Below are 20,834 nucleotides of genomic sequence, written 5' to 3' on the forward strand. Positions count from 1 at the left end.
ATGGGTAAACCAGGTAGTGAGGTTCTTATCAGGGTAGAAGATTTGGTCAAGATTTACCGTACGGGTTCGGTAGAAGTCCCTGCCTTGCGGGGTGTGAGTTTTACCATCGAGAGAGGAGAATTCGTGGCTGTGATGGGTCCTTCGGGTTCTGGAAAGTCTACCTTGTTGAATATTCTGGGCTGCCTGGATACACCAACCAGTGGGGCCTATTTCTTAGAAGGAAAGGATGTTTCGAGGTTGAAGGAAAATGCGCTGGCTCGGGTGAGGAATCAAAAAATAGGTTTTGTTTTTCAGAACTTTAACCTGCTACCGCGCTACACCGCTTCCCAAAATGTCGAGCTTCCCCTTATTTATGCTGGAGTGCCACGTAGGGAACGCAGAAAACGTGTAGAGGAAGTGCTTCAAGCGGTAGGGCTTGGCGACCGCATGGATCATCGTCCCAATCAGCTATCAGGTGGTCAAGCACAACGGGTAGCTATTGCCCGGGCCCTGGTCAACAATCCTTCTCTGATACTTGCTGATGAGCCCACCGGTAATCTGGATTCTCGCTCCAGTGAAGAGATAATGGCCATTTTACAAAAGCTTAATCAGGAAGGTAGAACCATTGTACTGGTAACTCATGAGCGGGACATTGCCCTGCATGCAAGGCGTATTCTGCACTTTTTGGATGGTAAGCTCTTTAAAAACGAAGAAGTGGATAATCCCATCCAGGCTAATATCCGCCTGAGTGAGTCAGGGGAAGAACTTTTCAAAGAAAAGGGGGTTAAAGAACTCCTTTGAATCTTTCTGAAAGTTTGAGGACGGCCATCTTAAGTATTCTTTCCAATAAGTTGCGTTCCTTTTTGACCATGCTGGGAGTGGTTATCGGTGTAGCTGCGGTTGTGGCCATGCTGGGACTTGGCGAGGGAATGCGGGAACAAATCATTTCTCAGATTGGTGCTCTGGGTTCTAACCAGGTAACAGTTGTTCCCGGCACGGTACGGCAGCGCCCCGGCATGCCTTTTGCTCGCCCTGGGGAGGAGCTTATCGATTGGCAAGAATTTAAGGAGCTGGAAGCCAGAAAAATCCCCCAAATTGAGTATTTGGTTGCTCAGAATACCACAAATCTGGTCATAACCTATAAAGGAACGAGTACCCGGGGCAGGGTGGTCTGCACTACCACTGGTTATCCTGAAGTGTATAACTTTCAAATTGAACGGGGCAGATTTTTTAATGAAAGAGAACTAATAGAGAGAAGCCGAGTGGCAGTACTGGGTAAAACCATGGCAGAAGAACTTTTTGGTAGCGAAGACCCTCTGGGCAAAAAAATACGCATAGGCAGGGTTATTTTTGAGGTGATAGGAGTTACTGGCGAAAAGAAACTGATGGGCCAGGATTACGGTAATCAGGTAATGATACCCCTCACCACCGCTCAGACCAGACTAACTGGTTCCCGGGATATTCAGTTGATTACTGCTAAAGCAAGGAGTGAAGAAGATCTGGACTTGGTAGCTCAGTTTCTGGAAGGGTTTTTCACTCGCAAGCTCGAGGATCCTGATAAGTTTTCCATTCTCAACCAGCAGGATATTCTGGAAACCATTCAGCAGGTTACCGGAACCATAACTCTCTTTCTGGGTGCCATTGCTGGCATTTCGCTTCTCGTGGGAGGTATTGGCATCATGAATATCATGCTGGTATCGGTAACCGAGCGGACCAGGGAAATTGGTCTGCGCAAGGCCATAGGAGCTAAACCTGCGGATATTCTGCTGCAGTTTGTTATAGAATCCTCAATTTTGAGTTTTCTGGGAGGTGGCATAGGCGTTCTCCTGGGTCTGCTGGGGGCTAACTTTACCTCTCGATTTTCCCAGTTCCAGCCTCAGGTTTCTCTGAGCGTGGCTTTGCTTGCTCTTTCCATTTCAGCTGGGGTAGGGCTTTTCTTTGGTATTTATCCGGCAAGAAGGGCGAGTAAGCTTAATCCTATAGCTGCTCTGCGCTATGAGTAAGGAGGCCTGAAGAATGTTTGGCTTGAAAAAAGCTTTTTGGATAGCTTTGTTTTCCGGAATATCAATTTTATCTATCTCTTGCTTTTCCTGGTCTCAAGAATTGCTCACTCTTGAAGAAGCAGTTAATAAAGCGATTTTACATACCAAAGAAGTGCTTAACGCTCAGGATAGGTACCAGATCGCTCAGCTGGATTTGGAAATTAGCAAATCTACTGACTTTTCTCCTATGGTGAATATAGAGGGTTTTGTTCCTTTGTATGGAGATACTCAAAGCAACATCGCTCTGACCATGAGCGATACCATCTACCTTAAGAAAGCTTCAAAGGAAGAACGCCTGGCTCAGCTTGCTTTGCAAGGTGCACAGGACGATCTTATCAAAGCCCAGGAGGAAGCGAAGCTTCAAACCATCTCCAAGTACTGCTCGCTTCTTCAAGCGCAGGAAGATCTGCGAGTTATTCAGAAGAACCTGGAACTGGCGCGGAAACTTTATGAGGATGGGAAACTGCGCTTTGAACAGGGCAATGCTTCCCTTTCTTCTTTACTGGAACTTGAAAAAGAGGTGAAAGAAAAAGAGGCTCTTCTTGTTCAGCAGGAAAAATATATTGCTTCGCTTACTCAGGAACTTAACTTGTTACTGGGTAACCCTCTCAATGCGTCTTTTCAGCTTGCTCCTTTGCCAGATTTTGAGGCCCTTCCTCATCCTGAGCTTGAGGAAATAGAGAGCTCTAAGCTGGCCATGGCTATTGATAAAAAGTCGCTATTGCGACAAAAGGAGTCTTATCGGGTGGAACTTGAAGAGCTTACTAAGCAAGAGAAAGTGAAGGTGTCCCTTTTTACTAATTATCAAGAGAACAATGTGAGCTTTGACGCTTCTTTAAACTGGCCTGACTGGGCTCTGGAATATCAATTGCAGCTTGGCTCCAGTATACAGGATTTTTTTCAGGGTGGAGGAAGCGGTACTTCTTTGAGTGAAGACGGAAGCTGGACGATTGGAGTCGAATTTTCCTTTCCCCTTTTTGATGGCGGGGTAACCAGAAAAAAGAAGGAGCAGCTTCGTCTTAATATGGAGATTCTGGAGAGAAATATTGAAGGGTGGGAAGAAGAAGCCTTGCTTGCAGTGGATGCCCAATATCAAAGCTTTGTTCAGGCTGAGAATGAGTTCCTTCTTTCCAGGATTTCGCTGGAGAACGCCGAAGGTACCTATCAGATTCTCAAGAAGCAGTTCGAACTTGGTGCCATAACTGATCGGGAGCTCCTTCAGGGGGAGGTACAGCTTGTTGGAGCGCAGAGTGATTATCAGAAAAACAAAGTCGATTATTTTTTGAACTGGATTCAACTTTTGGCTCAGAGCGAAAAGCCTCTGGATATAGTGCATGTTATGGAGCAGCTTAAGCTTGCTCGCTAAAAAATTTGAAGGAGGAGGTTGAAAAGTTTGAAAAGGGTTCTGTTTGTTACAAGTTTGTTGGTTTTGGGGATATTGTTTTTTTCTCTAGCTGGTGCGCAGGAAAAACTATCCTCGCTTTCTCTTGAAGATGCTATCAAAAAAGGGCTTGAGGAGGGTAAAGATGCTGCACTTTACCGCATTCAACTACAGGTTGCCCATAATGAGTACCAGAAAGCTATGGCTGATCTCTTGTTGAATCCTTCCGTGATTTCCAAATTGTCGGCTGAAAATTCCTGGAAGTGGGCACAAAGGGAAGTAGAAATTAACCTGAGTGAGCTGGCATTTTCCATTGAAGAAGCTTATTACAACGTTTTGAGAGCGGAGCAGGCCTTGCGTTTGGCTCAAAGTGGTGCAGAGAGGGCTAAAAAACAGCTCGATGATATTCAAATTCGTTTTTCGCTGGGAATGGTAGCCGAAATAGACCTCTTGCAGGCTCAGCTGGAAGCAGAACAAGCTGAGCAAGAGATCAATAACGCTTCGCGCGACCTGGAGCTGGCCTGGCAAAATTTGAACAGCCTTATCGCCGTTGATCCGGGGACGCGTTTTGAATTAACCAGTACTCTCAGTTTTTCCCCCGTGGAAATAGATTTTGAAAAGTCTCTGAATTATGCTCTTTCTCATCGTCTGGAAATTCAGCAGGCCGAAGATAACCTCAAGCTGGCAGAAAAGAAAGTCGAAGTGAGCAATACCCCTTACACTCCTTCTCTTGATAAAGAAGCTGCTCGGCTCGAAAGGGAGCAGTACTCAATACAACTTGCCAAAACCCGGGAAAGTATAGAGCTTGAAATTAGAGAGGCCTATTTCACTTTGAAAAACGCTGAAGAACAGGTTCCCCTCCGGGAGAAAGCGTTGCAGGTGGCCAGAGAAAACCTGAATATTGCCCAGGCTCGTTTCGAAAATGGAGCAATAACCACTCTGGATTTACTGGAAGCGCAATACAACCTCTACCAGGCGGAAATTTCTTATCTTCAGTCTATCTACGATTACAACGTGTCTTTAGCTCGCTTTTTTACCAAACTCGGTTTAAGTTTTGACGAGCGTGCTACTTTCCTTCAAAGTTCGGCATCTCCTACCCAGGAAGAAGATACCTCAAAAAGTCCCGAAGCTCCTGCTTCTTGACAAGATGTGCTATTCTCAAAGTGAGTTTTGGACCAGAAAGGAGGCATTGTGAATGCGGACCAGAAAGTTGGGGTGGACGGACCTTGAGCTGAGTGTCATTGGTCTTGGGACCTGGGCGATAGGCGGTGGTGGCTGGAAGTTCGCCTGGGGTCCTCAGGATGATGAAGCTTCCATAAAGACTATCTGGAAGGCACTGGATGCAGGAATTAACTGGATTGATACTGCAGCAGTTTACGGTTTGGGTCATTCTGAAGAAGTGGTGGGGAAAGCCATAAAGAATTTGTCTCAAAAACCGATAATTGCCACCAAATGCGGTCTAACCTGGAATGAGAAGGGTGAAATTATCAATTGTTTGAAAAAGGAAAGCGTGAAAAGGGAAGCCGAAAACAGCTTGAAACGACTCCAGATAGAGGTTATCGATCTTTATCAAATTCATTGGCCCATTCCTGATGAGCAAATCGAGGAAGGTTGGGAAGCAATATCCGAACTTATTGAAGAAGGAAAAGTTCGCTACGGTGGTGTTTCCAATTTTAGCGTTTCTCAGATGCAGCGGGTCCAAAAAATTCGCCCCATAGCCTCGCTCCAGCCTCCCTACAGTATGTTCCGCAGAGAAATAGAAAAGGAAATCCTGCCTTTCTGTGCTTCCAACGATATCGGAGTTATTGTGTACAGCCCCATGCAAAAGGGCCTTTTGACCGGGAAAGTTAATCCCGAGTGGGTGAGCAAGCTCCCGCCTGATGACCATCGTCGCAACGACCCTATGTTTCAGGAACCCCAACTCAGCATCAATATGGAGTGTGTGGAAAAGCTTCGGAAAATCGCTGAGGAACATGGTAGAACCCTTTCTCATCTCGCAATTGCCTGGGTTTTGCGCCGTGGGGAGGTTACTGCAGCAATAGTTGGAGCAAGAAGTCCGGAGCAGATTGCTGAAACTGCTCTTGCTGGCGATTGGGAACTGGATGAGGTTACCATTTCTGAAATAGAGAAAATTCTTAAAGAACGGGAAGCAAAGATTGCTGATCTGGCTTGAGAAAGGGAGGCACCAGTTATGGAATACATTCAATTGCCTGAAGGCAAGATGCCGGTTATCGGGCTGGGTACCTGGGATTTGCGCGGTGTGCAATGTGAAAAAGCAGTGCTACAGGCTTTGGAGCTTGGGTATCGCCACATAGATACTGCCGAATTTTACGATAATGAGGAATTTATTGGCAAAGCCCTTCGTAGGTCAGGTATTGCCCGTGAAGAGATATTCTTGACCAGCAAAGTATGGTATACGCATCTTCGCTACGCAGAAGTTTTGAGAGCTCTGGATAGGAGCTTAGAAAAACTCCAGACTGATTACCTCGACCTGTACCTCATTCACTGGCCAAATTTGGAGGTACCTCTTGAGGAAACCTTGCAGGCGATGGCGGAGGCTAAAGAGCAAGGCAGAATTCGCCACATAGGAGTAAGTAACTTTGAAATAGACTTACTTGAAAAGGCAATTAGTATCTCCTCTTACCCGCTTGTGAATGACCAGGTAGAATATCATCCTTTGCTTTCTCAAAAGGAGCTGCTTACTTACTGCCAGAACCACCGCATTGTGCTTACCGCTTACTGTCCTCTGGCTCGGGGTAGAGCGGTAAGAGAACCGCTTATCAGGGACGTTGCTGCCAAGTACGGTAAGACCCCGGCTCAGGTGGTTTTGCGGTGGTTGATTCAGCAAAAAATGGTGGTGGCTATTCCCAAGGCAGCGAGCCTGGAACACCAGAAGGAGAACCTGGAAATTTTTGATTTCCAGCTTACCGAAGAGGATATGCAGGCTATATCTGGTCTTGCTCGTGGGGAGCGAGTTGCTTCACGGCTTTAGTTTTTGCTGCTCATTACGGTTTTTAAGCGGGCAGGAAATGCATACTGATGCAGTGCCCAGCTCTACTATACGGTAAGGGAAGTTGAGTTTCCTGTCCGCTCTTTTAAGGAGTATTGCTATTATTCCCACGCTTAGAAAGGTTCCTGTGTAAGTGAGTGAAGGTATCTTCAAAAAATAATTCAGCAAAGCATAGCTGAGTATTCCGGCAAGAATTGGCAATATGTATATCATGAACGCTGTGCGCAAAAGGAAAAGATCTTCTACCTCCACCATTACCTGGTCTCCGCTTTTGGCTCCAACTGAGTTAATGGCGCACACGGTGTAGAAGTCGTCTTGGGAGTCATCAATCAACGATGAACTAAGCGGGCAATGCTCTTCACCACAAGAGGCCCCTTTTTGCATTTTAACCCAGGCCCTGTTACCTTCCGTCTTGATTACCAGACCTATTTGACGCATTTTAGCCACCGCCCTGTGGTTTGTGCTTGGTGCACTTACTTGACAAATTCTGGATATACCATATAATACCACTAAATCTATTAAATTGGTAGTATTGGGGGAATGAACTATTAAACTTTCTACTCGCTCGCGTTACGGTACAAGGTTAATGTTGAGACTGGCTCTCAACTATGGCAAAGGTCCAGTCTTTTTACGGGATATTGCTCGAGAAGAGGGAGTGTCTGAGAAATACCTTAGTCAACTGGTGATTCCGCTCCGCAGCAGTTCGCTGATTGTATCTTTAAGGGGCTCAAAGGGTGGTTACACACTGGCTCGCTCACCCAGGGAGATCTCTTTAGGAGAAATTGTAGAAGTCTTAGAAGGGGGACTGGACCTGGTTGATTGTGTGCACAATCCCTCTCTTTGTGAGCGATCAAAACATTGTGTCACCCGGGATTTATGGGGCGAACTTGAGGAAAGCATTAGAGAAAAACTCTTTTCTACCACTCTTCAGGATTTGGTAGAGAGGTATCTTCAGAAAAAGAATACTCCCACCTACAGCATTTGAGGAAACAAAGATGCGCAAAGCGGTTGGTCTTTTTTCAGGAGGATTGGATAGTACTCTTGCAGCTTTACTGGTTGCCAGACAGGGCATAAAGGTTGTGGGTGTTCATTTTTTGAGCCCTTTCTGGAAGAAAAGTACTCATGTTCTGAAAAACGCTTTGAAATTTGGCTTTGAAGTCCTGGAAGTGGAGTTGCCCGAGGAGTATCTGGAAATGCTTCGCGATCCAGTTTATGGATATGGAAAGAATTGTAATCCTTGTATTGACTGCAAGATTTTTATGCTACGGGAAGCCAGGAAGATAATGGAAAAAGTTGGCGCTTCTTTTGTTTTCACTGGAGAAGTGGTAGGGCAGAGGCCTAAGTCACAGCTTTTCTGGTCTTTACGGGTTATTGAAAGAGATAGCGGTCTTGAAGGTTTACTGCTTCGGCCGCTTTCAGCAAAGCTTTTACCTCCTACCATTCCTGAGCGGGAGGGTTTGGTGGACCGAGAAAAACTCTTGGATATTTATGGTCGAAGCAGGAAAGTCCAGTTTAAACTGGCTGAAGAGTGGGGGGTAGAAGATTTTTCCTCTCCAGCAGGAGGATGTTTGTTAACGGATGCTGTTTTTTGTGCTCGTCTTAGAAGACTAATGCAGGAAAAGATTTTCTTTAGCTTTCAGGACGTGGAGCTTTTGAAGCTGGGAAGGCATTTTGCAATGAGTGATACATTCAGGCTGGTTGTGGGCAGGAACCAGAAAGAAAACCAGAGGATTATGAGTTTCTATGAAGAGGGAGACTTTTTGTTTTTACCGCGAGGAAGCAAGGGTCCAGTCGGTTTAGGTAGGGGAAAACCAAAATCAGGTGATGTACAGCAAGCAGCTGCTTTGGTCGCTCGTTACTGCGATCAAAAAGGAAAAGCTCTTCGTGTAAATGTCCTTTCTGACGAGGGTGAATTTTCGCTCCTTGTTTCTGCTCTTTCGGATGAGCTTATTGCTCCTTATCGCATTTGAGTTACAAGAAAGTTTTGATGGGAGGGAAAAACGTGAAAATCGCTCGGGATATTACCAGGCTTATTGGCAATACGCCGCTTGTTTACCTTTCTAAAATTGGGCGAGATTTGCCTGGAAAGTTGGTTGCCAAGCTGGAATTTTTCAATCCTTGCGGAAGTGTTAAGGACCGGATTGCTGTTTCCATGATTGAAGATGCGGAACGCAAGGGGCTTATCTCTAAGGACACGGTTATCGTGGAACCCACCAGTGGCAACACGGGAATTGCTTTGGCCTTTGTGTGTGCACAAAGGGGTTACCGCCTTATTTTGACCATGCCTGAAAGTGTTTCGATAGAGAGAAGAAAGATTCTTTCCCGGTTTGGCGCTGAAGTAGTGTTGACTCCTGCAGAAGAAGGTATGAAAGGTGCGGTAAGAAGGGCCGAGGAAATTCTGCACAGTACACCGAGAGCATTCATGCCACAACAGTTCAAAAACCCGGCCAATCCGCGTATTCACAGGGAGACTACAGCACTTGAAATATGGGAAGATACTGAAGGAAAGGTGGATATAGTTATTGCTGGAGTAGGTACTGGAGGCACCATAACCGGTATAGCCGAGGTTTTGAAAAACAAAAAGCCCTCTCTTAAAGCGGTGGCTGTGGAGCCAAAGCGCTCGGCCGTGCTTTCTGGAGGCAAGCCGGGAAGCCATAAAATTCAGGGTATAGGAGCTGGTTTTATCCCTGAGGTTTTGCGTTTGGAGCTCATTGATGAAATTATTACTGTGGAAGATGAGGACGCTTTTTCCATGTCTCACCTTTTAGCCCGAGAGGAAGGCATTCTGGCCGGAATATCGAGTGGAGCTAATGTCTGGGCTGCTCGAGAGGTTGCTGCTCGAGAAGAAAACAAGGACAAGTTGATCGTGGTTATTATTCCGGATACCGGAGAACGCTATCTTTCCATCTGGTAAGCTGGGGAATATTCAATGTTTTCTGGTGTCGAGCCTGGAAAAAAAGTTCTGGTAGCCATGAGTGGTGGTGTGGATTCTTCGGTAGCTGCTCTTTTGCTGAAAAAGCAGGGCTACCAGGTAACAGGAGTTACTCTGCGTCTTCGCTCTCTTAAGGAGAGCCAATTAAGACCCCTTGATGATGGGGCAATAGAAGACGCCGCGAGAGTTTGTAAACATTTGGGAATTCCACATATGGTTCTGGATTTCTCTTTGCTTTTTAGAGAAAGAGTGATTGCACCCTTTCTCGAAGAATACCGCAAAGGGCGCACTCCTAACCCTTGTATCATGTGTAATCGCTTCATCAAATTTGGTAAACTTCTGGAGTGGGCTCTGGAAATGGGCTTTGATGCGCTGGCTACAGGTCACTATGCGAGGTTGGTGGAAGAGAAAGGAAATCTGTTTTTAGCCAAACCTCGGGACCGAACAAAAGATCAGACCTATTTTCTCTATTACTTACAACGAGAATCCCTGCCCTATCTGGTTTTTCCGCTGGCTGACTTCACCAAGGAGGAAGTGCGTTGTATTGCCGCAAAGCACTTTTTGCCGGTTGCTCACAAACCACAGAGTCAGGATATATGTTTTGGAGAGTATCAGAGTATGGTTCGTGAAGCTATTGTGGCACGTCCTGGTCCTATCGTTGATCTCGAGGGCAAAGTTCTGGGTAAGCACCGGGGTATACCCTTTTATACCATTGGTCAGCGGAGAGGCCTGGGTGTAAGCTCAACGGAAAGGCTTTATGTGGTGGATATTGTTCCCCAGCGCAATCAAGTTGTAGTAGGTCGGAGGGAAGCATTGCGGGCTGCAGGTCTTGTAGCCAGAGCACTCAACTGGTTTGTTCCTGAAATACCTGAGCAGGCTATGGCAAAAATTCGCTACACCCATCCTGAGAAAGCTTGTCGGATAAAATCCTTGAAAAGTGATACCATAGAGGTGCTATTTACGGAACCGGTTGAGATGGTTGCCCCGGGACAGTCAGTGGTGTTTTATGAAGGAGATTTGGTGCTTGGAGGAGGGATTATAGAGGAGGTTATTCGCAATGGAAAAGATAATCCAAAAAATTCAAGAACTCAAGATAAAGAAGAACGCTGTAATACTTGCTCATAATTATCAGCTTCCTGAAGTGCAAGACATCGCCGATTTTACAGGTGATTCCCTGGGTTTGAGCATTCAAGCCAAAGATACCCCGGCCGATATCATCGTTTTTTGTGGAGTTCGCTTTATGGCAGAAACAGCAAAAATCATTTCTCCTCACAAAAAAGTCTTGCTTCCCCGCCGGGAAGCAGGATGTCCTATGGCAGATATGATTGACAGGGAAAGCTTGCTCCGGCTCAAAGAAAAACACCCTGCAGCGAAGGTCCTTTGTTACGTGAACACTTCCGCCGAGGTTAAGGCAGAGTGTGACCTGTGCTGTACTTCGGCGAATGCTCCCCTGGTGGTGGAGAAAGGTCTGCAAGAAACAAAAGAGATAATTTTTGTTCCTGATAAATATCTGGGCTCTTATGTTGCTTGCAAGACAGGGCGTAAGTTTATACTCTGGGATGGGTATTGCCCGGTGCATGTTAAAATACTCCCTCAGCACGTTGAGAAAGCAAAAAAGGAACACCCTCAGGCTGAGGTGTTGGCGCATCCTGAGTGCCGCCCGGAAGTTCTGGAGCTTGCCGATCAGGTGCTCTCTACAGAGGGAATGTGCCGGTATGTGGCTCGCTCTTCTTTAAAAGAATTTATTGTCGCTACCGAGGTGGGGATTCTCCACAGATTGCGCAAAGAAAATCCTCAGAAAGGTTTTTACCCTGCTTTCGAAGGTGCTGTGTGTGAAAACATGAAGCTAACCACTCTGGAAGATGTGCTCCAGGCTCTTGAAGAGGAAAAACACGAAATCACTCTTACTCGGGAGATTATTGAAAGGGCTTCACGGAGCATCGAGAGAATGCTGCAGCTTAGGTGAAAAAGTGTTCAAGGAGGGATGGCGTTGCTTTCCAAGAAACTCTGGTGGTGGTCATTTTTAATCCTTGTGGGGTTGGTGGTTACCTGGTTGGTTGCTTTTCCGGTGAAGCCTCCTCCGGACTGGGATGTGGAGGATATTGTAATGGAAGCGTCCATTTGGGGGGCAGTGTTTTTCTCTTTCTTGATTTTTCCCCGCAGATGGAGGTTGTTGCTTTTTTGGGGATGGTTTATTTTTCTTTTTGCCAACACCATGGATCTTCTTGACGAGTTCACTTCAGAACCCGGGTTTTTTGATACTGTGCTTGAAGGTTTTCTGTGGCTTGCCGGGTGGGTGATGATTGCTCTTTCCTTTCGTTGGGAAAATCTTACCTTAGAAAGAGAAAAGGAGATAGATCCCCTGACCGGTCTTTTGAATCGCTACTTTCTGGAGCGAAAATTTCCTGACCTTTTCCGAAAATTTGTCGATCACCAATCGACGGTCACTTTCATCCTGGCAGACCTGGATGGTCTCAAAGAAATCAACGATCGTTTTTCGCATCAGGCAGGAGATTTAATTTTAAAGGGTTTGGGGCAGATTTTCAAAGAAAGTGTGCGTAAGAAGGATTATGTCCTGCGCATTGGAGGAGACGAGTTTCTTCTGATACTGCCTGAGACTGGCCAGAGAGAAGCCGAGGAAGTAACTAAGCGAATTAGAGAAAAATTGAAAGTCTGGAATGACACGCTTCCTTTTCCTGTGGATTGCAGCTTCGGGGTCTACATTTTCAATCCACTCTATGGAGTGACATCTCTGGAAGAAGCCCTTTATGAGGCTGATCAGAGAATGTATCAGGAAAAAAGAAACAAGAAAAAGTCTTTGCTATAGCTTGAAGACACGTTAGTCCATTATTTCTATGCGCTTTGCGTAACCCTGTACCGGGTAAGATTCCATAACCGGGCCTTCAAACCACACTCGAACCCGCATTCCCTCTTCAAGGAATAAACAGGCTGTTCCCTCCACTTCTGTGCCGTTTCGGATAATTGCTGTACTTCCATTTATTCTCACCCAGGCCAGGTCGTAAAGAGAGCTGCTGCTTGCTTCTTCCTTAACAAGTATTGAACAGTGGTACACATCTGCTCCTTCTTGAAAATCTTCAATGAGCCCCACAATGTCTGGCTGACCCAGAATTACAGAGCTCTGACAACCCATCGCGACCAGAAGAATCAGTGCTTGTAGAATGCCCAGTATGGTGAATAATTTTCTGGTCAATTCTTCAGGCTTTTTCAAACTGGTCTTTGCCTGCACCACATACTGGGCATACCCAGTCTTCGGGGAGCTCAGAGAAGGGGGTTCCTGGAGCTACGTTGGAGTCAGGATCTCCCTTTTCAGGGTCATAGATGTATCCGCAAATTTTGCAGATGTAGCGGTCCATTTCAATCACTCCTTATCGTCGATAATTTTAGTTTTGTCTATTATACACCTTGGGAATGAGTTGATGAGTTGCAAAATTGCAAATTTTTATAAAGCGGGTTACAATGAAAAAAATCACAGTGTACTGGCAAACCAGTGAATTGAAAGCGAACTATCCTGTTAGTGAGAAGGAGTGATACTCGTGAACCGTTACGAAGCACAGATTCTGCGCTCGCTTAAAGAGGGTCCCAAAAGCTTCTGGAGATTGCTTGATGAGCAAGATGAGCATATCCGAGGTTTTGCAGAGCGGCTCAAGAGGCTTCTCCAGGAAGAACTGGTTTGCGTGGTAGATGGGAAGTTCACCCTTTCTGAAAAAGGTAGGGCGAAGTATACCTCCTTGAAACCCTACAAGAGTGCAACCTGTCCCAGTTGTCGTGGAGGATACAACCCCTATGCTTTTCGGGAAGCCTTTGAAGAGTATGCGAAGCTGGTTGAGGGAAGACCGCTACCCAACCTTGACTTTGACCAGGGTTTTATGACCCATGAGGACATTTTTGCCAGGGTGGCTTTCATGTATGAGCGTGGCGACCTGGAAGGTCAGGAAATACTCATCCTGGGCGATGACGACCTCTTCAGTCTTGCTCTGTGCGCTACTGGCTTCCCTAAGAAGGTTACCGTTCTTGAGGTGGATGAGCGCCTGGTTTCCTTTATTCAAAAAAGAGCTCGGGAAAAGCAGTTTCCACTGGAAGCTCGCATTTACAATGCTTGTGATGCCTATCCTTTAAAAGAGCATGCTTTCGACGTATTTATAACTGACCCTGTAGAGAGCGAAAAAGGACTAAAAGTTACCCTTTCTCGGGGAGCGCAGAGCCTTAAAAAAGGGGGAGCTCTCTATTTTGGGTTAACGACCATTGAATCTTCCTGGAAGAAGTGGTATCTGGTAGAGAAGATGCTACTTGAGATGAATTTTGCCATTACCGATATTTTGCGCCGTTTCAGCTCCTATCCGGACCGGGATAACCAGTTCGATCGTACCTACTATGAGCGTACCATGATGCTACGGCTCTTGGACTTTGAACCCCCACTTCCAGCTGATGCTGATTGGTTCCGCTCTTCTTTCCTGCGCTGTGAAGCAGTGGAATTGCCAGTTCCCTTGATTACTGGTAGCGTTGCTTTTGATAAAGATTTTTATCTGGATGAAGAGACTATGGCAACACCAGGTTTTGAGGTTGAGGATCGTCCCAGTTTCTGAACGATTATGTAAGAGAAGGGCTCGAGAGGGCGAAATTTTATAAAAAAATTTTTTTGCAGGGTGTAGTCAAATTGTATAAAGTGTCGTATAGTATTATTAGCGAGTTAGGCTTTAGCGCCTCATCTTTCTGGGCGATGAAAGGAGGTGAAAAGGATTCTTGGTAGGCCCGGAAGGAGAGGTGTTGGAAGCGGCTGGATGCACCTGCAAAAGGGAGAGAAGAGGAAACAGGGATACTCTTCGGTTCTCCTTGGCAGGGCAGAAGGCTTAAAAAACCTGAAACTACCAAGGAGGTTTGAGTCATGAAGAAGCTCGCACTGGCACTCGTTTTAGTGCTTGCCTTTGCCCTTCCGGCACTGGCAAATCCTTTTGTGGATGTACCTCTGAACCACTGGGCATATGACGCAGTGCAGAGTCTGGCAGCCAAAGGCGTTATCATCGGTTATCCCGATGGGACCTTTGGTGGCAACCGGGCACTCACCCGTTATGAATTTGCCCAGGCAATTGCTCGTGCCCTCGGCTACATGGAACAGTACGTTGATGAAGCAGGTTTTGCTTCTCAGGACGATGTAGCAATGCTTGAAAAACTGGTTCAGGAATTTGCCGATGAGCTGAAGTCTCTGGGAGTTACCGTTGACGACCTCAAGAAGGCGCTGGGTGAAAACAGCCAGGCCATTAAAGCTCTTGAAGATCGGGTATCTAACCTTGAAAAGTACGCAGAACCAGTAAAGGTCACTGGAGAATTTGACGTTGTTTACACCGCTTACGCACCAGCTGATGCCGGAGCAGGTAAGACCGATGTATCTCTTTCCGATGAAACTACACTGACTATTGCTGCCGATATCAACGAATACACCACAGCAGGCATTGAATTGGTTATTGACGATACTTTCTCCACTCCGGTTGTTTCTGCAGACAACTTCTACATTGAGTACCAGAAAGACGAATGGTATCTCAAATTTGGAGACATTGGCCTTGATGCTATTGGTCTTGGCCTAGTGCTTGGTGAGTATCAGCCCAACGATGATGAATATGATCTGGACTTTGAAGGCCTCAACGTCGTGTACACCCCAGAGGACAGCGACATCGTCTGGAAATTGGTTGGTGCACCTAATGACTGGTACACTCTGCGTGCTGAGTGGGAGCAGGTGGGTCTTGGTGTTACTCTGATTCCAGAAAGCACCATGATCTTTGACGCTACTTCTGACCTCATCGTAAGTGCTGATGCCTGGACCGATTTCGACGAAGAGGATGTAAAACTTACCGTGGAAGGTGCCTATGGCGTACTTTCTGGAACCTATGCTGCAGCTGGTGAACTCTGGTTCAAAGCAAGCGACGATGTGGACTTTACCATTGATGCACACTATGTAACCGCCGGTTTCACTCCAGCAAGCTCCACTGCTTCCCCCAGTGGTTTCAACGACGATGAAATGGGCTTTGGCGTTGCTGCTAACTTCAACTTAAGCGGTGACGAAGATGAAGATAAGTGGACTCTCTCTGCAGAATACGATTGGGCACAGCAGATTTCCACTGGCACCGTTACCACCAACGATATTGGTGCCACGCTCACCTATGTACCTTCCGATGCGGTAGAGAACGAACAGTTTGTGCTCGACTTTGACTACAGCCTGAACACTGCATCCTTTGTGGTCTTTGGCGGATATGAAGACTACGACCTTGAAGTGGAAGATGAAAATGAAGATGCCTACCTGGGTGCGCTGGTCCAGTACGACTCGGCAACTTCCCAGTTGGTGGCTGTTGGTCGCTTGACTTACAAATGGCTTGAAGAGAACACCACCCTTACCATCGAAGGCCGTTATGACAGCGCTTGGACCACTTCTATGCCAGTAAGCGTATACGGAGAAGTAGAATGGGCAATGGCTGACAACACCACTTTGACCGTTGGTTACGAGTACCAGACTTGGGGTGCCGATGAAGACTGGCCCGATGACTTTGCAATTGACACTGATCGCGGCATCGTAGACACTGCTGGAACCATCACTGCAGAGCTGGATGTGACTTTCTAACCAGAACTCAACACCGAGTAAAGCCCCGGGTGTTGTGCCCGGGGCTTTTTTTGTGGATTGGCTTCAAGGAGGGTTTTGCTTCTAAATTTTGATTGGAGTTTCAAATAAATATTAGAAGAGAACTTCCTCGGATACCCACTACAATATTAGTAGGGCAGAAACAAGACTGGTTTTTGATGTCGTTTATTTTCCCGCGCTGGGAAAATTCATCCTTTTAAGGATGGGAGAAGGTTACGGTGTTACAAATAGGGCGTAGAAGTACACTGACCTTTCCTTATTGGGAAGGTCAGGCGGGGAGGGAATCCCCGCCTGTTTTTTAGGGTACCAGAGTGAGGATTTGCTTGGCCTGTTTTGGATAGCGGGCAATGAACAGGAGTTCATCTTCGGTGAGCGGTTTCTGCTTTTCAACGTTAGCAAAACGCACCAGCTCCAAGATTTCCCGAGCTTCCTCTTCGTCTTTGAATTCCACTTCCAGGTTTTCGTACACATTGCGGAAACCTTTGATGCCGCTGTATTCTCCTACCACGATTCGTCTTCCTGTTTCAATGATTTCTGGTTCGCCACGACCAAGCTCTTCGAAATCATAGAGCTCGTAGTTTTTGCGGTCTTTTAGCACGCCATCAGCATGGATGCCTGAGGCATGGGCAAAAGCGTTAGCGCCAATGCCGGGCTGGGTGATGGGAATAGGCACTTTGAAAGCATAGGATGCATATTTGCAGGTTTTCCAGGCAGCTTTGAGGTTGGTGCGGGGGTCGAGTTCATATTTTCCAGAAAGGCCGTTGGCGTATTTTATAGCGAGAAGCACTGAGACTAAGTCAGCGTTGCCTGCCCGCTCGCCGACTCCGTTCAAGGTGGTGTTAATGTAGGCATCGCAGCCTGCGTCAACTGCTGCTTTAGCACCGCTTACTGAATTGGCCACTGCCATACCCAGGTCGTTGTGGCAGTGAAGCTCGATAGGCATTTTTACCCGTTCAGCGATATAGCTTATACGTTCATAGATAGTGAAAGGACTGTCATAGCCAAGAGTGTCGCAATAGCGGAAACGCTCGGCGCCGGCCTCTTTGGCTGCCAGTGCAAACTCGACCAGATAGTCAAGGTCGGTTCGTGAAGCATCTTCGGCGTTTACTCCTATTCCCTGTGCTCCATGGTCTTTAGCACTTTTCACTGCTTCGGTCATCATTTTGGTAATGTCATCACGGGTGTATTTGCCCTGGAACTTGCCTTCCAGCATCTGGTCAGAGGTGGAGATGGAAAGGTTGAGGTATTTGAGCTTAGGGACCATCTGGTAGGCCAATTCCACGTCGGCTTTTATAGCACGCATCCAGCCACTGAGGCGAATGGGATGAATGACGCCCATTTCGGCAAGCTCCAGATTGGCGTTTAAATAGTTGGTTTCGTGGCGGGTGGTTGGAAAACCAAATTCGCTCTGGAACACACCCATTTCATTGAGGAATATATTGACCATGGTCTTTTCTATCTTGGCAAGGCCCAGATGAGCAGTTTGTACTCCATCGCGATTGGTAACGTCGATGATGTAAATGCGTGGCATTATGAACACCTCCTAATTCAATTTTTTGAAAAATTCCTGCATGCGTGCCATGCCTCGCTCGATATTCTCAAGCGAAGTGGCATAAGAAAGGCGCAGGAAACCTTCCATTCCAAAGGCGATTCCCGGTACACAGGCCAGGTGCGCTTTTTCAAGCAAAAGATCTGCCAGAGTGAGTGAGGAGTCTATGGTTGTTGTTTCGAATTTTCTACCAATGTAGGCCGAGAAATCGGCAAATATGTAGAACGCACCCCGAGGCACCGGAAAACGGACTCCGGGTATTTCCGAAAGGTATTGCATCATGGCTTTTCTCCTCTGGTCGAAGGCGGTTACCATTTCTTCAACCACTGATGCATCACAGCGAAGCGCTGCCAGTGCTGCTTTCTGGCTGATGGAAGTAGGACAGGATGTGGAGTGGTCCTGGAGTCTTCCCATGGCTTGGATGACTTCCTGAGGACCTGCTGCGTAGCCAATGCGCCATCCAGTCATGGAAAAAGCTTTGGAAACGCCGTTCACCACCAGAGCACGCTCTTTCATGCCTTCCAAGGAGGCAATGCTTTTTACCTTTTCTCCATCATACACTAAGCGTTCGTATATTTCGTCTGAAATGACGAAAATGTTATGTTTTTTGCACAGTTGCGCAATCTTCTCGAGCGCTTCTTGCGACCAGACCACTCCTGAGGGGTTGGAGGGGTTATTAAGGATAAGCAGTTTGGTGTTTTCGGATATGTTTTTTTCTACTTCTTCAAGGGGCACAAGCAGCGTTTCCGGATCGCAGTCAAGAAGTACTGGTTTCCCTCCAGCCAGGACTATTTGCTCGTAATAAGTGACCCAGTAAGGTTTGGGCAATAACACTTCGTCATTCGAATCACAAAGTGTCATCAGCGCATTGAAAAGGACGTGCTTTGCGCCGCAGGAGACAATAATTTCTTCTTTTGTGTAGTGGAGATCGTTTTCGCGTTTCAGTTTTTCGCATATTGCTTCCTTTAGTTCCGGAATGCCCGAAGTTGGTGTGTATTTGGTGAAGCCCTGATCGATGGCCCGCTTGGCTGCTTCCTTAATCGGTAGGGGTGTATCGAAGTCCGGTTCCCCTGCGCTGAAGGAAATCACGTCCAGGCCTGATTTTTTCATTGCTTTGGCCTTTGCAGAAATGGACAGGGTTGCAGAAGGTTTTATTTTTTGGGCTCTTTCTGATAGAAGCAAAGTCACTGCACCCCCCGTTTAGATTTTCAATAATATACCAGAGTTTGGGAAAATTTGCTATTATTAGAACGAAGTTTCTGTTTGCTGAAGTGGCGGACAAACTTTATAAGGAGGAAGGAGGAATTTTTTCATGAAAATCGGTGTTTTTCTGGTACTCTTTCAAAACGACCCTCTGGAAAAGGCCCTTGATTACGTGAAAAGTGTTGGTGCTGAAGCGGTGGAGATAGGAACTGGGGGCTATCCCAGCAACGCTCATTGCAACCCCGAAGAAGTTCTTAAAAGCCCGGACGAGATTAAGAGGTTTAAAGAAGCGGTTGAGTCCAGAGGTCTTGAAATAAGCGCTTTGAGCTGCCATGGAAACCCACTTCACCCCAATTCCGAGGTGGCCCAAAAACATCACAGAGAGTTTGAGAATACCATTTTGCTTGCTGAAAAGCTTGGTGTCCAGACGGTAATCACTTTTTCGGGTTGTCCAGGGGATTCTGAGAATGCCAAATATCCCAACTGGGTAACCTGTCCTTGGCCACCGGAGTTTCTGGAAATAGTGCGCTGGCAGTGGGAAGAGAAGTTGATTCCCTATTGGAAAAAGATGGCCCAGTTTGCACGTGACCATGGAGTGAAGATAGCGCTTGAGATGCACCCTGGTTTCTGTGTTTACAACCCGGAGACGCTGCTCAGGCTACGTGATGCTGCTGGAGACAACATTGGAGCCAATTTTGATCCCAGTCATCTTTTCTGGCAGGGGATTGACCCCATTTTCGCCATACGGAAGTTGGGTGATGCAATCTTTCACGTGCACGCTAAGGATACCAAGATTGACCCGGTTAACAGCCTGGTAAATGGAAATCTGGACACCAAACCCTACACTGACGAAATTAATCGCTCCTGGATTTTCCGTACCGTTGGCTATGGGCATGATTTAGGCTTCTGGAAGGATTTTGTCAGTAATCTGCGGCTTGTGGGTTATGATGGAGTACTTTCCATAGAGCATGAAGATTCGCTTATGTCGGGTCGCGAAGGCTTTGAAAAAGCAGTTGCGCTCTTAAAGGAAGTAGTTCTCAAAGAAAAAGTAGGGGCTGCCTGGTGGGTGTGAATTAGTGGTAAAGAGCCTGGCTCTGTGCCAGGCTCTTTTTTTTTGAAGCCTTTTTTGATTTATATCGCGCTCCTTTTTTAGTTCCGCCTGATTTTTGCTTCAACAAAGTTTTTGTGCTTCTTTGTTGTCTTCCTAAGGGAAATTGATAAACCCACGAATTGAAAATTTTATTGGCTTTATCGGAGTGGTTCTGGCAAATTTTTTTATCAAAAAGCCTTTGGAAAGTTGATTTTTCGAAGGGGGTTTTCGGGTGATACGGGGCGTATACTCTTCGACTTCGGGGTTTAACCTGAGGGAGCTGGAACAGCAGGTTTGGGCCAATAATCTGGCAAATATTGATACACCAGGTTTTAAAAAGGACCTGGTGGTTCAGGAAACTTCGGGCTTTGAAAAAGAGCTTTTCCGCTTTGCAAATGGGGAACGAGTTTACCTGGGAAAGCTGGCTTTTGGTACAGCTTCTGGTATCAAGCAAATTACCGATTTTTCTCAGGGTACCATTGAGACCACAAGCAATCCTCTGGACCTGGCCATTGATGGAAAAGGATTTTTCGTGGTCATGACTCCCCAGGGAGAAGCGTATACCCGGGCTGGTAATTTCACGCTCTCTCCAGAGGGAAAGCTGGTAACCTGGGAGGGATATCCAGTGATGGGCGAGCAGGGAGAGATTGTGGTGGGTAACTCTGGGCGTTTGGAAATCAACGAGCGAGGAGAAGTGCAAGTTGATGGTAATCTGGTTAACAGGCTCCGGATAGTGGATTTTGATGATTATTCTGTACTCGCTAAAAAAGGGCAAAACCTTTTCATAGTCGAAGATACCGACATTACCCCTTACTCAGCTCAAGATTTTAAGATTGTTCAGGGAGCTCTGGAGCGGGCTAATCTGGACCCCGTTGAAGCCATGGTACACATGATTGAGGTTTTGCGGAAGTACGAGAGCGTCCAAAAAACCATTCAGAGTCATGATGAAGCTCTCCAAAAGGCGACCAGTGAAATTGCGCGCCTTTAAGACTTGAAACCCAG

21 protein-coding genes are annotated in these 20,834 nt (G+C 46.6%); 16 read left to right on the forward strand and 5 right to left on the reverse strand.

What is annotated here, in order from left to right; all coding sequences use genetic code 11:
- Genes QBE54_RS00485 through QBE54_RS00510 form a run of 6 tightly spaced genes read left to right on the forward strand, consistent with a single transcriptional unit; the run spans position 1 to position 6,394 of the window.
- Positions 1 to 780 (forward strand): ABC transporter ATP-binding protein, encoded by a 780-nt coding sequence (locus QBE54_RS00485; RefSeq protein WP_369018400.1) that lies wholly within the window; start codon positions 1 to 3, stop codon positions 778 to 780.
- Positions 777 to 1,982, forward strand: a complete 1,206-nt coding sequence (locus QBE54_RS00490; RefSeq protein WP_369018401.1) for an ABC transporter permease — start codon at positions 777 to 779, stop codon at positions 1,980 to 1,982. Before QBE54_RS00485 ends, QBE54_RS00490 begins: the two co-directional genes overlap by 4 nt.
- A gap of 13 nt (positions 1,983 to 1,995) precedes the next feature.
- On the forward strand, positions 1,996 to 3,387 hold the full coding sequence (locus tag QBE54_RS00495) for a TolC family protein (RefSeq protein WP_369018402.1): 1,392 nt from the start codon (positions 1,996 to 1,998) through the stop codon (positions 3,385 to 3,387).
- 27 nt (positions 3,388 to 3,414) lie between these two features.
- Complete coding sequence (locus tag QBE54_RS00500; protein WP_369018403.1) at positions 3,415 to 4,545, forward strand: TolC family protein; 1,131 nt, start codon at positions 3,415 to 3,417, stop codon at positions 4,543 to 4,545.
- Positions 4,546 to 4,597: 52 nt separating this feature from the next.
- Positions 4,598 to 5,575, forward strand: coding sequence for an aldo/keto reductase (locus QBE54_RS00505; RefSeq protein ID WP_369018404.1), 978 nt, complete (start codon positions 4,598 to 4,600; stop codon positions 5,573 to 5,575).
- An 18-nt stretch (positions 5,576 to 5,593) separates the two neighbouring features.
- Entirely contained in the window at positions 5,594 to 6,394 is an 801-nt protein-coding gene (locus QBE54_RS00510) for an aldo/keto reductase (protein ID WP_369018405.1), read from the forward strand.
- Here the strand turns inward: QBE54_RS00510 and QBE54_RS00515 are convergent.
- Positions 6,383 to 6,850, reverse strand: a complete 468-nt coding sequence (locus QBE54_RS00515; RefSeq protein ID WP_369018406.1) for a SoxR reducing system RseC family protein — start codon at positions 6,848 to 6,850, stop codon at positions 6,383 to 6,385. The genes QBE54_RS00510 and QBE54_RS00515 overlap by 12 nt on opposite strands.
- Before the next feature lie 148 nt (positions 6,851 to 6,998).
- Between QBE54_RS00515 and QBE54_RS00520 the strand changes: the two genes are divergently transcribed.
- From QBE54_RS00520 to QBE54_RS00545, 6 genes are read left to right on the forward strand one after another with little or no spacing between them, the layout of a single operon-like run.
- Positions 6,999 to 7,397, forward strand: a complete 399-nt coding sequence (locus QBE54_RS00520; RefSeq protein WP_369018407.1) for an Rrf2 family transcriptional regulator — start codon at positions 6,999 to 7,001, stop codon at positions 7,395 to 7,397.
- Between the two features lie 10 nt (positions 7,398 to 7,407).
- Positions 7,408 to 8,382, forward strand: a complete 975-nt coding sequence (locus QBE54_RS00525; RefSeq protein ID WP_369018408.1) for a tRNA 4-thiouridine(8) synthase ThiI — start codon at positions 7,408 to 7,410, stop codon at positions 8,380 to 8,382.
- Positions 8,383 to 8,399: 17 nt separating this feature from the next.
- On the forward strand, positions 8,400 to 9,326 hold the full coding sequence (cysK, locus tag QBE54_RS00530) for a cysteine synthase A (protein ID WP_369019368.1): 927 nt from the start codon (positions 8,400 to 8,402) through the stop codon (positions 9,324 to 9,326).
- Between the two features lie 15 nt (positions 9,327 to 9,341).
- Positions 9,342 to 10,469, forward strand: coding sequence for a tRNA 2-thiouridine(34) synthase MnmA (gene mnmA / locus QBE54_RS00535; RefSeq protein WP_369018409.1), 1,128 nt, complete (start codon positions 9,342 to 9,344; stop codon positions 10,467 to 10,469).
- Positions 10,402 to 11,310 carry a quinolinate synthase NadA gene (gene nadA, locus QBE54_RS00540; protein ID WP_369018410.1) on the forward strand — a complete coding sequence of 303 codons (909 nt, stop codon included), beginning with the start codon at positions 10,402 to 10,404 and terminating at the stop codon, positions 11,308 to 11,310. The genes mnmA and nadA overlap by 68 nt, the downstream gene beginning before the upstream one ends.
- A gap of 24 nt (positions 11,311 to 11,334) precedes the next feature.
- On the forward strand, positions 11,335 to 12,171 hold the full coding sequence (locus QBE54_RS00545) for a GGDEF domain-containing protein (RefSeq protein WP_369018411.1): 837 nt from the start codon (positions 11,335 to 11,337) through the stop codon (positions 12,169 to 12,171).
- Positions 12,172 to 12,183: 12 nt separating this feature from the next.
- On the opposite strand, the gene QBE54_RS00550 is transcribed toward QBE54_RS00545, so the two are convergent.
- On the reverse strand, positions 12,184 to 12,555 hold the full coding sequence (locus QBE54_RS00550; protein ID WP_369018412.1) for a DUF3221 domain-containing protein: 372 nt from the start codon (positions 12,553 to 12,555) through the stop codon (positions 12,184 to 12,186).
- A 4-nt stretch (positions 12,556 to 12,559) separates the two neighbouring features.
- The gene (gene rd, locus QBE54_RS00555; protein ID WP_369018413.1) at positions 12,560 to 12,718 is read right to left on the reverse strand and encodes a rubredoxin; all 159 of its coding nucleotides are present in this window, start codon (positions 12,716 to 12,718) and stop codon (positions 12,560 to 12,562) included.
- Positions 12,719 to 12,898: 180 nt separating this feature from the next.
- Between rd and QBE54_RS00560 the strand changes: the two genes are divergently transcribed.
- Positions 12,899 to 13,948, forward strand: a complete 1,050-nt coding sequence (locus tag QBE54_RS00560) for a bis-aminopropyl spermidine synthase family protein (protein WP_369018414.1) — start codon at positions 12,899 to 12,901, stop codon at positions 13,946 to 13,948.
- 299 nt (positions 13,949 to 14,247) lie between these two features.
- Positions 14,248 to 15,972, forward strand: a complete 1,725-nt coding sequence (locus QBE54_RS00565) for an S-layer homology domain-containing protein (RefSeq protein ID WP_369018415.1) — start codon at positions 14,248 to 14,250, stop codon at positions 15,970 to 15,972.
- Between the two features lie 316 nt (positions 15,973 to 16,288).
- On the opposite strand, the gene QBE54_RS00570 is transcribed toward QBE54_RS00565, so the two are convergent.
- Together QBE54_RS00570 and QBE54_RS00575 are read right to left on the reverse strand one after the other, a co-directional pair.
- Complete coding sequence (locus QBE54_RS00570; protein WP_369018416.1) at positions 16,289 to 17,521, reverse strand: homocitrate synthase; 1,233 nt, start codon at positions 17,519 to 17,521, stop codon at positions 16,289 to 16,291.
- 12 nt (positions 17,522 to 17,533) lie between these two features.
- Complete coding sequence (locus tag QBE54_RS00575; protein WP_369018417.1) at positions 17,534 to 18,649, reverse strand: pyridoxal phosphate-dependent aminotransferase; 1,116 nt, start codon at positions 18,647 to 18,649, stop codon at positions 17,534 to 17,536.
- Between the two features lie 202 nt (positions 18,650 to 18,851).
- On the opposite strand from QBE54_RS00575, the gene QBE54_RS00580 reads away from it, so the two are divergent.
- Complete coding sequence (locus tag QBE54_RS00580) at positions 18,852 to 19,814, forward strand: sugar phosphate isomerase/epimerase family protein (protein ID WP_369018418.1); 963 nt, start codon at positions 18,852 to 18,854, stop codon at positions 19,812 to 19,814.
- A gap of 250 nt (positions 19,815 to 20,064) precedes the next feature.
- The gene (gene flgF, locus QBE54_RS00585; protein ID WP_369018419.1) at positions 20,065 to 20,820 is read left to right on the forward strand and encodes a flagellar basal-body rod protein FlgF; all 756 of its coding nucleotides are present in this window, start codon (positions 20,065 to 20,067) and stop codon (positions 20,818 to 20,820) included.
- Positions 20,821 to 20,834: the final 14 nt, after the last annotated feature.

The sequence above is a fragment of the Thermatribacter velox genome (assembly GCF_038396615.1).
Taxonomy (GTDB): Bacteria; Atribacterota; Atribacteria; order Atribacterales; family Thermatribacteraceae; genus Thermatribacter; species Thermatribacter velox.